13 protein-coding genes and 1 pseudogene are annotated in these 11438 nt (G+C 61.0%); 10 read left to right on the top strand and 4 right to left on the bottom strand.

What is annotated here, in order from left to right; all coding sequences use genetic code 11:
- Positions 1-30: 30 nt before the first annotated feature.
- Both CH290_RS28645 and CH290_RS28640 read left to right on the top strand, forming a co-directional pair.
- Positions 31-660 carry a hypothetical protein gene (locus CH290_RS28645; protein WP_139278539.1) on the top strand — a complete coding sequence of 210 codons (630 nt, stop codon included), beginning with the start codon at positions 31-33 and terminating at the stop codon, positions 658-660.
- Between the two features lie 9 nt (positions 661-669).
- Positions 670-858, top strand: coding sequence for a hypothetical protein (locus tag CH290_RS28640; RefSeq protein ID WP_015586087.1), 189 nt, complete (start codon positions 670-672; stop codon positions 856-858).
- Between the two features lie 636 nt (positions 859-1494).
- Here CH290_RS28640 and bcmE read toward each other — a convergent pair.
- Complete coding sequence (bcmE, locus tag CH290_RS28635; protein WP_032364993.1) at positions 1495-2763, bottom strand: thiamine pyridinylase; 1269 nt, start codon at positions 2761-2763, stop codon at positions 1495-1497.
- A 241-nt stretch (positions 2764-3004) separates the two neighbouring features.
- Positions 3005-3711, bottom strand: a pseudogene (locus tag CH290_RS28630) (transposase); the annotation flags it as partial.
- Between the two features lie 110 nt (positions 3712-3821).
- Between CH290_RS28630 and CH290_RS28625 the strand changes: the two are divergent.
- A complete protein-coding gene (locus CH290_RS28625) occupies positions 3822-5450 on the top strand; it encodes a hypothetical protein (RefSeq protein ID WP_052049375.1) in 1629 nt (542 codons plus the stop codon).
- Positions 5451-5484: 34 nt separating this feature from the next.
- Here the strand turns inward: CH290_RS28625 and CH290_RS28620 are convergent, their stop codons facing one another.
- Entirely contained in the window at positions 5485-5784 is a 300-nt protein-coding gene (locus CH290_RS28620) for a hypothetical protein (protein WP_015586093.1), read from the bottom strand.
- Positions 5785-5848: 64 nt separating this feature from the next.
- Between CH290_RS28620 and CH290_RS28615 the strand changes: the two genes are divergently transcribed.
- The 3 genes from CH290_RS28615 to CH290_RS28605 all read left to right on the top strand — a co-directional run bounded on the left by CH290_RS28615 (position 5849) and on the right by CH290_RS28605 (position 7131).
- Positions 5849-6391 (top strand): hypothetical protein, encoded by a 543-nt coding sequence (locus CH290_RS28615; protein WP_015586094.1) that lies wholly within the window; start codon positions 5849-5851, stop codon positions 6389-6391.
- Positions 6392-6568: 177 nt separating this feature from the next.
- Complete coding sequence (locus CH290_RS28610) at positions 6569-6856, top strand: type II toxin-antitoxin system Phd/YefM family antitoxin (RefSeq protein ID WP_230591632.1); 288 nt, start codon at positions 6569-6571, stop codon at positions 6854-6856.
- Between the two features lie 89 nt (positions 6857-6945).
- Complete coding sequence (locus CH290_RS28605) at positions 6946-7131, top strand: type II toxin-antitoxin system RelE family toxin (RefSeq protein WP_306436852.1); 186 nt, start codon at positions 6946-6948, stop codon at positions 7129-7131.
- A 21-nt stretch (positions 7132-7152) separates the two neighbouring features.
- On the opposite strand, the gene CH290_RS28600 is transcribed toward CH290_RS28605, so the two are convergent.
- Positions 7153-7773 carry a hypothetical protein gene (locus CH290_RS28600; protein ID WP_032364994.1) on the bottom strand — a complete coding sequence of 207 codons (621 nt, stop codon included), beginning with the start codon at positions 7771-7773 and terminating at the stop codon, positions 7153-7155.
- A 313-nt stretch (positions 7774-8086) separates the two neighbouring features.
- Between CH290_RS28600 and CH290_RS28595 the strand changes: the two genes are divergently transcribed.
- From CH290_RS28595 to CH290_RS28580, 4 genes are all read left to right on the top strand, one after another.
- Entirely contained in the window at positions 8087-8590 is a 504-nt protein-coding gene (locus CH290_RS28595; RefSeq protein WP_015586098.1) for a hypothetical protein, read from the top strand.
- On the top strand, positions 8587-9216 hold the full coding sequence (locus CH290_RS28590; protein ID WP_015586099.1) for an RES family NAD+ phosphorylase: 630 nt from the start codon (positions 8587-8589) through the stop codon (positions 9214-9216). The genes CH290_RS28595 and CH290_RS28590 overlap by 4 nt, the downstream gene beginning before the upstream one ends.
- Before the next feature lie 63 nt (positions 9217-9279).
- On the top strand, positions 9280-10350 hold the full coding sequence (locus CH290_RS28585; protein WP_015586100.1) for an ATPase AAA: 1071 nt from the start codon (positions 9280-9282) through the stop codon (positions 10348-10350).
- Positions 10347-11366 (top strand): P-loop NTPase family protein, encoded by a 1020-nt coding sequence (locus tag CH290_RS28580; protein ID WP_032364995.1) that lies wholly within the window; start codon positions 10347-10349, stop codon positions 11364-11366. Before CH290_RS28585 ends, CH290_RS28580 begins: the two co-directional genes overlap by 4 nt.
- The last annotated feature ends 72 nt before the right edge of the window (positions 11367-11438 follow it).

Below are 11438 nucleotides of genomic sequence, written 5' to 3'. Positions count from 1 at the left end.
TTGCCGGTGGTGTGCTGAGACAATATTGCGGTGAGTGTCATGGTGCGCCGGCTGATGGGTGCGGTGTGGCCGACGAGGTTCGGCGCAGCCGAAATTGATGTCGAAAAGGGGGCGCTAGCAGTGGAATCGAACGACCGGGGTGGGCGCGAAAATGCTTCACCGGACTCCGCTGCTGGCGAAGAGATGGCGTCCGAGCTCAACCCGGTGAGTGTCGAGCTGAATCCGGCGGCAATCGAGATGGTGCACGCGAGCATCGAACGGACGCTGGATTCTCAGGAACGCCGAGTGACGAGCATCGATCAGCGCGGGGGTGTGCTGCTGGGATTCGCGGGCATTCTGGTGGGGATCGTGTTGCGCAATCCCGCGGGGATCGGTGTGTGGGAGGTTGCGGGTGCTGCCCTGGCCGGTGCGGCGGCAATCATGGCGGCATTCGTGATTGCACCCAATACCGCGTCGGGGCTCAATCCGGAAGTGGTGTTGGAGGAGTATTCGACAGTCGATGAGACGACGGGCCGGTTCGAGATCGCGTCGACACTGGTGTCGATTTATCAGGTGACAGAGATGCGGCTTCGGAGCAAGCTGATGCGGTTGCGGATCACGACGGGTCTGTTGGCTGGATCTGTGCTGGTGTTGCTCGTGACGGCTATCATTCGGATGTAGGAGGACATCATGGCTACGGTGAACGAGCAGCAGAAACCTGATCGACCGGTGGGCTCGGCGAGCCCGGCGACGGCGTCGCGGCGTCGCAAGGTGGCCTTGCGTCCCAATCCTCGGCTGGTGGGCAACTACGAGGGCAGTTCCCGCACGATCGACGAAGTGCGACGCCAGATAGAGAAGCAGCAGGGGGCGTCGGCGTGACGGCCTCGAAAGATCAGAATCCGCCGGCGGGGTCGTCGGCTCCACGTGCCAGCGCGCGCCCTGTGGTGGTGGTCCCGACATCGGCTGCGGGTGATCGCACCATTGTTCGGGCAGCACCCAACGAGAGAGCTATCCGCAGCATCACTGCGGGGGCTGCACCTCAAAATGTGCGGTCCGCTGTCCGCCGCGAGCACTAATTTCGCGCGCACGCCTTTGCGCTGTGTCGTAGATGATCCAAAATTGGGCTAGCAGACGGTGCCAAACGTGTTCGTCCAGGTCGCCGATCTGCAGCGTCGACTGTGTCTGCTCCCGATCACGCTTGGCCGTTACCTGGGCAGCTGTGGTGATCGATGCAGCAGCGGGGGAGGGCTTACGATGCGGCCACCGACCCGCGTCGAGTGCTCGATGTAGTAGTCGAGCATCGGGTGAAACTCGGCAGGGTAATCCCTTAGCCAAAAGCTTGCACGGTGTTCGACGAATTTCGACGCAAACCCCGCGACACTCAGACAGCGGTGGTGTGGGCAACCGGACCGCATGTATGGATCTCATAGCGATACTCCATTGCCGCGTGTCCGAACGGCGAGGACCAAACGTGGCACAACCAGCCATTGCTTACGACTTTGCGACGGACTCCTGTCACGGGCGGCGAAGTAGCCCTGCAGGTGTGGAAGCGTACGCGGGGTCGTTGAACACGGCGCTGTCTTCGCCGACATGCTCCGCAACGCCAGCGGGGGGTGGCCCGAGGATTTCAGTTTTGATGCAGCCTTTGGTCGAGTCGAGCCAGGTACGGGAATCGGCCCCAAGTCGAAATGGATGGGCCATGTCGTTGGAAATGATGTTGCGCATGATGTTGTACACCGCCGAATTGGGTTGCCGGGCCAGGAGCTGATTCATCAGCGATTGCCGGGTGGGCACCAGGTATTGCGGTTTCTTTCCTGTTGGGGACATGCACTCGAGCATCACGTTGGTCGATGCAATCAACTTCACGAGCTGGATAGCCGTTGCTCGCTTTTCCTGGGCGATGGCCACATTGACGGAAAGTGCGTCGGTATAAAGCGGTATCCCCACTTTTTCGATAGGTTCGGAGCTCAGCGGCATGACTGAATAGGTCGAGGCGTCGACGTTGTCGATGAAGTGGAAGATTTCGGTCAAGCCTACGAAGGCTCGACCGATCCGCTGGTTCCATTTCGTGATTCGGTCGTAGCCCGAGTCGGGATATGTCGCCTGGGCGTACCCGGCGATGTTTCGCAGCACCTGCATGTCGGCGAGGCCTTGCTGATCGAGTCCTGGACAGGGGGGAAGGGCGGGAGTGAGCGGAAACTGGCCCGACTCCTCCATGACGGCCTGCTCGTACATGCACGCGACGGTCGTTCCCCCAGTAAAATCCAACAGCATGCCTTGACCCTGCGCGGGCCAGACTGCTTTCGGATCCCCGTCGCCGAGGATTTTGTGTAATTCTTCGACAGTCATCCCCGGCGCACCCAGTGCTGCGTCAGTGAGACGGCGAATCAAAATTTGCATGCACCCTAAATACGGTATTCCTTGATACTCCGAGGATTCCGTTTTCAGCGATGCGAGAGACCACGGGTAAAAGTCTGCGGTGCCGTCGATATCGAACTCGACACAGAACTGACGCATGTGATCAGCGAAGATGCAGTCGTAGGCAAAAACGTCCACAGTGGACGGCGGATCGCCTTTGTAACAGTCGTAGGTGTAGACGAAATTGAGAGCGACATCCGGTTGGACGCTGTGCCACGCGGCTCTGATGGTGGACTCGAACCATTTCGGTTCGGGCGTGTACGGGTACAAGGCGACGTTCAACGTGGATGCGTCGCTGGCTGGAGGTGGCTGGTTGGTGGGGCCGGAATCCTTGTTCAAACTGCGTCCGAACTCGGTACTGGTCACTGCACACTTCCCGTCATCACACTGTCTGCAGGGGAACGGCGATTGCCTCATACAGTCGCATGATTTTCCGAAAGTGGCAAGGATCACATTTACTTACCCTCGATCCACGGACTGAGGTGACCCACTGTGGTCGATGACCGAATTGTGGGGTCGGGACTGGTTGGGCGTGTTTCGTCCGCTGGTCTACCCAGCATTTCCACGATTGTCGTTGCTCGGGCCGAGTCGGCGGGTCGGGTGAGGATCAGGCGGGTGTGGGTGGGCTGATGCCAATGATGTTGCGCCATAATTGAAGCCACGCATCGAGCCACGGCCAGTGTCGCGGCAGGTGCAGTGTGGGTGTGCGTTGTGGCCGCACGAAACGCGCGGCAATGTTGACGATTTGCGCCGTAGCGTTATTCCGCGAGCTTTCGCGTGACGCCCGCCGGAGACGGTTCCGGCGGCGCGCAGCAGGTTGTGGGCGATCGCTGCGCACTGCACCCAGGCAGAGCTCGCGCCAAACGATCCTGACGGCATGTGCGCGAGCGGTCCGTCGATCAGATCCGAGAACACAGTCTCGATGACCGCGTGTGCACGGTGGACGACATCTGCGGTCGTCGTCGGCAGGGTGCTGTTGGTAAAAAACGGGTGATACCGCCACACCGGAAACAATGCATCGCGGTAGCGGGCGTCTTTGACCCGCCGCACGATCAACCGTGCAGAAACAGGATACGCGGTGGAAGAGAAAGCGGTGAACGATGTTTCGGCGACCTCGGCGTCGGAGATCCAGCCGTCGGTGTCGGGGTCGCGGACCGCTCCCGGGTAGCGCACGGGCGTCCACGCGGTGTCAGGGATGGAGGCGATCGCTCGTTGGACGATTCGGTTCTTGATCAGTACGAACGAGAACTTGATGCAGGCGCGTACGACGCGGCTGTTGCCGTAGGCGGAGTCGCCGCGGACCATGATTTTCCCGCTGGCGAGACTGGATGTCGCAGCTCAGCCCTAGTCATCCGGGCGAGCACGGGTGGCCCATTCTAAGTCGACTCTCAGCCCGGTCGCCTGCCCTCCGTACGATCAAGGGGGTGCTGACCGATCCACTGCCGAATTCCGGCTCACTTGAGCGCTATGAGGCTTTGCCCACGATTCTCCAGCTGAGGAGCTACCTCTCGGAGATCCAGGCGGAGCCGACCGAGTGGATCTCGGTTCTACGGAATCGAGGGAGCGGAATCAAGTACAGCTCGCTTCAACCTCTTCTGGTGGCGACATCGGACCAGCGCAAATTCCTCGCCACTACCGATTGGTCCATCAACGACCTCGGCGAGCCCAGTTACAGCTCTGATCGCCTCCCGGCCTTCCGCGACGGCTTGACCTCCAACCCTGATGGCTACGACCTTCATCTGTTCGTCAACGTGTCCTGGGTGCCATCGGCAACCACAGAACCCGTTATCGAATTCACGCCGTCGTTCGTATGGTGGTTGGGCCTGATCACGCGATCGAACGAGACAATGTATCGAACTAATCACGCGGGCCGCGATGAGGAGGTCGTCGAGATCGTCAGACCGAATCCTGGTGAATACGAGGTTCGAGTCAATGCACGGCACCTCCGAAAGTATCTCGCGGCCCGGAGCATGAGCCTGGTGATCCAGCACGCCCATTCTCGGGCTGACGACAGCGTGCATGAAGCTCGGATCGACCTTGAGATTCGCACCAAAGACGCAGCGTTCGCCTACACGGCGTGGGACGCGTATCGGGGGCCTGGTTTCGTAGCGCAGTTGGTTGGGAAACAGGCAGTTTTGCCGTTCGCGTCCGCTGGCGAGCACCCCGACGATCTGCAAAGGCCTGAGCGGTTTCAATCGTTCATCGTTGACATCGACCCCTCGACCGGCGACGAGGTTCGTTTGAGTTGCGAGCGCGATGAAGCGAACTACCTCACCCCAGTCTTCTTCGACACGGATGTTCTGACCCGATACCGCGACAACCCAGACCGCTACACGGTGCTGCGGACCGATGTCTCGTGCCACGGTCGGTGGGCCATCGATGTCGACATCAACGGTGCCAACCTCGTCCAGGTGTGGCTGGGACACCTCATCCGGCTACCCGAGACCGAGCGAGAGCACTGGCTCACACACAACGTCCCGCCGAACGGTGGAATAACCATCACACGTAGCGTGCGGGACCTAGCGGGCCAGTGGGTAGAGGACGAACGCCCTGACCCTGCTCGGCTGAGACGAGCTAAGGCAGAACTCATCGAGGCGTTCACTGGCTACTTCGGTGAGTCGTTGTACAAGCAACTCGGCCCGGCTGACCTCCGTGCGTTCGATGCCTTGGCATTGTGTACCAATCCAACCGAAGGCCAAAGCGACAACGGTGTCATGGTTCTGTCGAAAGGGATCGTGGATGCACTCGATGTCAAGACTCTTCGAGAGTCCTCGGGCGCGGACACGAATAGTCCTTCGCTTGCCTGCCTACAGCTACTCGTCGAGAACTTGGGTGCCGACCCGAATGGTCTCGTCGGACCCCTACGCCAGCTTCAGGGAATCCGATCGGCAGGCTCGGCCCACATGAAGGGCACGAAATTTACGACTGCGCTGTCGGCCGCAGGACTGAATTCTCTTCAGCCGGACAAACAATTCGAGACAATCGTAGATCGGGTTACGATGGCTCTGCAGGGCTTGTCCGAGCTGTTCCGAAGGACGCCCCCGCAAGTGTGATGGTGCCGGTCATTTTGTTCCAGTCTCGCTCTGATCATGGGTTCGCATTGATCTCACCCCACGCGTCTAACGCGTGTTGGTAGGTCGCCACAGCACCCGATTCAGTCGGAGCATCGCAGAGCGCGATCGCAGCCCTGGCAAGCGACGCGAGCGCAAGATCTCCCAGATCCAAGATCGCGTCGTCGCCATGACTGAGCAGAGTAAGCATCGTGGTAGCCATCATCTTCGGATGTTCCAGGACTTCAGCGGGCTGAGGCTGGCCCAACTCGATCAAGGCCAGCGCTTCGAGAAACATCGGTACAGCGAACGCCACCCTCGGATTGATTGCGCTCATAGCGTGAAGGTTAGCAATCGGCCGAATACCGGATGTTCTGGAGAATCTCTGAGACGGTGGAGGTATGACATCGAAACGTACCTCCGCCGGCGACAAACGCGCCCGCAAGGTCCAGCAACGTCGAAAGCGACTTGCACAGCAAGGGGTCTCACGTGAGCAGCACGCTGCGCTGGTGCTCGAGCGCAGCGGTGATCCCTCGTTCGTGCAACGGCGCACCAACGCCGACGGTGGGCGCACTCTGTCGTGGAGCAAGGACATGGTGGGTGGTGCGGAGCTCAACGACTCTCTCGAAGAGCAGCGACAGGCGTTTCGGGACAAGTTCGGCCGAGATCTCGGGCCGAACGATCCATTGTTCTTCGACCCAGCTGCTGACACGCCGCAGGAGATCAGTGAGGAGAACTTGTTGGCGGACGTGGACTCCCTGATCGACAAGGCCCGCGAAGCAGGGGAGAACCCCGCCTACTTCCAAGCATGGCGCGACACCGGGTTCTTGCTCACCGAACACAACATGCATCTGTTCTCCGCGTCGGATATCGACGAATGGAACGCGGCGCTCGAACGGCATTGGGACGAAGCGGCATTCGGGCCGTTCGACGATGCATCTTAGGACCTACGGCATGTTCGGGCGGCTGCAGCGAGTCCGAGAGCGGTGGTGAAATTCCCACGCCGCTGACCGCGCGCACTGAAGTCGGATGGGCGAACTTCGGGTTTTGGTCACCAGTTAGTGCTGTGTCGCGTCGAACGGCAATTGCACCCTCGCACTATTTGCGCTCTAATTATGTACATGACTACTTTGCCGGTCGCGGATGCGCGTGCGCGTCTGTCCAAGATTGTGGACGATGCAGAACAAACCCACGCCCGGTATGAGATCACCCGTAATGGGCACCGGGCTGCTGTGTTGCTCGCTGCCGACGATTTCGATGCGCTGCAGGAGACCATTGCAGTGCTATCGGATCAGGAACTGCTGACATCTCATCTTCGGGGCGTGGCGGAGCTGCCTGAGGGTGACAGTCTCGATGCGAAGGAGTTGGCCGAGGTCATGCGGGTCGCTGGCCGGTCTACCCGCGCGTGAGTGAGCCTGAAGCGCCGTATCGGCTTGTGATTGCTCGATCAGCGTCTCGCGCTATCAGTCACACTCTTCCCGAGAAGGTCGCCGCTGCGGTGTACGAGTTCATCACCGGAGCATTGCTGGAGAATCCGCAGCGGGTCGGGAAGCCCCTGGCCCCGCCGCTTTCGCCCGCCTACAGCGCCCGCAGAGGCACCTACCGGGTTCTCTATCTGATCGACGCCGGGCAGCGCATCGTGCAGGTCACCGCGATCTCACACCGGTCAGATGCCTACCGCTGAGAAGATTGCGTAGCTACCGGATTATGTTGCGGAGATCAAGCCTCGTAGGCGTAAGGCTTCCACCAATGGTGGGTGGGTCGCGGTCTCCATCCAACCAGATTTTCGGTCCGCCTTGCTGCCGAGTGAGTCGGATACTGCGCTTCGCAGAATTCGGAGGGCATCTTCGATCGCCTCGCGATCGGCGTGATCGCGATCGAACCAACTCATGTCCGCGCCGATGACTCGTTCGTACTGCACCAGGGCACCATCCTTGTTCACTCCCGCTGTCTCCATCAGATCTAGTGAACCGATCGAGAAGACCAGAGCCCGAGTGATCGTTGTCGGCATTCCGCGCCGGTTTGCTTGGTAGACGGTCGGATCGACAATCCGGCCCATTGCCGGAATCCACAACACTAGGTGTCCTGTCCACCATGTGTCCGACTCCCATTTCGGTGTGCGGCTTCCCAGCTCCACCCACTGCTCGTCCGACCACGCCACCTGCCCGTACACGACCAACGGCTCAGCCTCGATCCCGTAGTCACGCAATGCCGGAATCAGGCAACGCACCGCAGCAATGCAGGTGCCGGAAAAACCGCCCTCGGTGTAGGCCTGCCAAATCTGGCAATGCCGGTCGATGATCTGCACTTCTGCCGGTGCAGTCACGCCAGGATTCGCAGGGGGACGGATCCCCGCTACCGGTGGTGTGACGTACCCGGCCCGCTGCGCCCATTCTGGCAATGCAGCGGCTCCCGGACCGCTACGCGATCGCCCTGACCCCTTGCCTGCACCCTTGCGTTTCTTGCTCACCGGTGACATTTAGACGCTCCCAACCCACCTCGACTCTCTGCCCCGTCGCAGGAGTTTCGCGTCCCGACCGTACCGGCCAGGTACGACACTTCCCGCACGCTAACGATCACATCCCTGTATTCAGGTTGACATGGTTGACATGACGCGAACAGCCGGGGATGATCAGGGTATGTCCACTGTCGAGAAGGATTTCGAGGTCATGGCGCACCGGCTGGTCGAGGCCAGTGGCGCGCCGGACGAGCGTGATCTGGCGTATGCAATAGCGGGCCTCGGCGGCATCGTCAACGGCCTCAAGGCGCGTCGCGCGTGGAGTGAGCACGTAGGGGAAATCTTGACCCCCAGTCAGGCCCTCGACGTTGCGGGTTGGACGCGTGCTGCCTTGAGCAAGGCTGTGAAAGAGAACCGCGTTCTTCGGTTGACCGGCAGCAACGGCAAATACGGCTACGCCGCCGCAGGCTTCACCGATGCCCAACCGGCGAAGCCGATTCTCGGCATCCAAGAGGTGCTGCGTGTGTGGGCGGGGCAGGACCCGCGTGGATGGTTGGCGGTCGCGTGGCTGACTACCGAACAGCCAGAGCTCGACGGCCGTACACCTCGGCAAGCACTTCTCGACGGGGACGTTCCTACGGCTGCTCGCGCTGCCCGGGCTGCGGTCAGTCGGCTTGCGGCGTGAGCGCTGAACGCGCCGTCGTTCATCTGTTCGAGCCCAAGCCCGTCGGTGAATTGGCGGAGCGATTTCCGTCGTGCGTCTACCCGGCTGGGGCCGAGCTGTTTCGATCGCATCAGGCCAGTCTGGGACCGTGGTGGTACTCATCGAATGGCGGCGGCAGGTTCGACCTCGAAGCCCCTGATGGGACTTGCTACCTGGCCGAAGACGAAGTGGTCACTCTCCTGGAGATTTTCGGTGGCCAACAGGTCGTGCCGAGATACGAGGTCGATGCGCGTGCAGCGTCGACGATCACGTTGGATGCTGATATCAGGCTCGCTGATCTGACTGCGAACACCGGTGTCGCGCTCGGAGTCACGGCAGAAATCTTTACTACCGCCGACTATCCGCTGACGCAGCGGTGGGCGGCCGCGTTACGGGAGGCCGGGTTCGAGGGTCTGCGGTACTGGGCCCGCCACGACCTCGAACATGCCCGGCGGTGCATTGCACTGTTCGGGCAAGCGGGGGTGGCAGGCGAGGAGCATCGTCATACCGTCCAGGCCACGGTCACCCTGTCTGAGCGAGCGGACCTGCTGGAGCGGTGGCGTGAAGAAACTGGTGTCGCGATCTTGGACGTACCAGATCTGTTGTAGCGATCGTGGTCAACCGCCCGCAAGGTATTGCTAACGAAACTTACAGTAAGTACTGTAAGTCTCATGAAGATCAGCGCACGTCCTCTGCTCGACAATTCCGTCGACGCCGAACTGTTCGTCGGCCGGCGAGACGAACTCGCCGCGATATGGGACGGATTGAACGCTGAGCTCAACGTTCTGGTGACGGGGGACCGCGGCACAGGCCGAACGTCGCTGCTTAGACAGCTGCAGCTCGACAGCCGAGAGCCGTTCACCGGTGCCCGCCGCGAAGGCGACTTCCCGATGAGCTTCGTTCGGGTCGAGGGGATCTCGGACGGCCGTGACGTGCTCGCCCGCGTCGTAGAACAGGTCACCGGCGAACCGGCAGTCGACAGTGACGGGCCCGACGTCTTGCTGCGGCGATTGAGTGACTTTCGCCTGCAGTTCATCGACGCCACGCTTCGGAGGTGGGCAGCAGAAAGCGACGACGGCACTGCTCCGCTTGGGACGCGGCTGTATCCGGTGATCATCGTCGACGACGTCACCGCATCGGCCGGGCACGCACTGTTCGGGCGGTACCGCGATGAGGTGTGGGCGACGGGATACCTGTGGGCGGTGTCGGTGCGTGAAAGTGACCGTCAAGGTCTCCTGACTCCGCCTGCAGATGCATTCTTCGAGAAGATCGTCGACGTACCCCCGCTCTCGAGAACGGAAAGCATCAAGTTGATCACTCGCCGCGCGGGAATCGACATGGAACCGCAAGCCAGCACCCTCGCTGATGCGGTAGGGCGAAACCCCCGAGATCTGGTAAGTGCTCTGCGGGGATTCCTGCAGGACCCCGGGTCGTACGAGGACAACTACCTGGCCCTCGCCGATAGAGACAATGCGCTCTGGGCTTTGGGTCGCCCAGCGTCGATGCTGGCGGCCGAAATGAAGGTGCGGGGCCCGGTCAGCGCATCGGATGAAGACTTGCTGGCCGCGTTGGGGTGGACGCGTCCTCGTGCTGTACAAGTCTTCAAGCAACTTTACGAGAAGGGGCTGGTCCGGAGCAGCGAAGTCTCGTCAGGTCCCGGGCGGCCGCGGCGGGTGTACGAGTTGACTCCGCCGGCGGAATGGCTGCGGACCGAACACGCTGATCCGGAGGACCAGAAATGAGTGACGCCCTACTGCGTCAATTGCGGGACTCGAAGGCCTTCGACCCGTCGCCGGATCCGGATCGTATGTGGCAGGTCCATGTGCCGTTCGACGTCCTCACTGGCCCCGTGAGTGGTGACTACGAGCAGCGCTTCATGGACGCTGTTCGGCGGCGTGAGCGTGTGGCTCTGATCGGTGCCAGTGGCTCGGGTAAGTCCTCGATCACCGAGTACGTGATGGACGCTCTTCACTCCGAAAACGTTGCAGCACTGAGGATCAGGATGGGATTTCAGACCGACTCCCTCGTCTCCGATCCGGCTGAATTCCCGCGTCTGTTGGTCAACACCATCGCCAAACAGCTCGACGAGAACCGGGCAGTCCAGAAGATTGCTCGGGAAATGCGTGGAGGTTCCCCACATCGACCGGTCAAATTCTCGGTTGGTCTCCCATGGTTGGCCGGCAATCTCGCGATCGAGCTCGGCAGCGTGGTGAACGAACCATCGCAAGGTGAGGATGTCGTGGATCAGGCCATCAGGGTCCTGGAACTGATTTCGCGCAGTGGCTTGATTCCGACGCTCGTGCTCGATGACACGGACCAGTGGATACGTCGTCCAGGTATCGGCGTCGATCCGGAGCCGCGGATCGCAATGTTCTTCGGCTTGACTCTGAGGATGATCGCCGAGCGACTTCCGGCAGCATGTGTCGTCGCCGTCCATAACGACTACATCGACAGCCCCCACTACAAACAGGCTCGCGAATACCTGAACACGCGAATCACCCTGCCCGCCTTAGCTAATTCAGCCGCGCTGGGGTCGATCATCGGTAGGCGGGCCCGCCAGGCCGCGGGAAATCCGAATCTCGGCGCGGTCGACGTCATCGACGCTGACGCCCTCCAGCATCTCTTCGACCACTACGGGGCCGGTCGCAGTGTCCGCCGGGAGCTGGTCGTATTGCAGGATGCGTTGGTACGAGCGTGTTCTGCAGTAAGTGAGACCATCGCCGCAGCTCACGTCGTCGCTGCGATCGCTGCAGGCTAGGACACGACTACCGGCGTAGGTAGTTCGCAAAATGCATCGCCTGAACTGCAATTCGGGTTTACCAACCCCTTT

The organism is Rhodococcus sp. 06-156-4, assembly GCF_002259345.1.
GTDB lineage: Bacteria > Actinomycetota > Actinomycetes > Mycobacteriales > Mycobacteriaceae > Rhodococcoides > Rhodococcoides fascians_E.
Note: the sequence above shows the minus strand (reverse complement) of the source record. Positions and strands in the feature narration are given on the sequence as shown.

Excerpts from the sequence above, each read along its gene's own strand:
- CH290_RS28640 (WP_015586087.1), top strand. The coding sequence starts at position 670 with ATGGCTACGGTGAACGAGCAGCAGAAACCTGATCGACCGGTGGGCTCG.
- CH290_RS28620 (WP_015586093.1), bottom strand. The coding sequence starts at position 5,784 with ATGAGCGCAATCAATCCGAGGGTGGCGTTCGCTGTACCGATGTTTCTC.
- CH290_RS28615 (WP_015586094.1), top strand. The coding sequence starts at position 5,849 with ATGACATCGAAACGTACCTCCGCCGGCGACAAACGCGCCCGCAAGGTC.
- CH290_RS28610 (WP_230591632.1), top strand. The coding sequence starts at position 6,569 with ATGACTACTTTGCCGGTCGCGGATGCGCGTGCGCGTCTGTCCAAGATT.
- CH290_RS28595 (WP_015586098.1), top strand. The coding sequence starts at position 8,087 with ATGTCCACTGTCGAGAAGGATTTCGAGGTCATGGCGCACCGGCTGGTC.
- CH290_RS28585 (WP_015586100.1), top strand. The coding sequence starts at position 9,280 with ATGAAGATCAGCGCACGTCCTCTGCTCGACAATTCCGTCGACGCCGAA.
- CH290_RS28580 (WP_032364995.1), top strand. The coding sequence starts at position 10,347 with ATGAGTGACGCCCTACTGCGTCAATTGCGGGACTCGAAGGCCTTCGAC.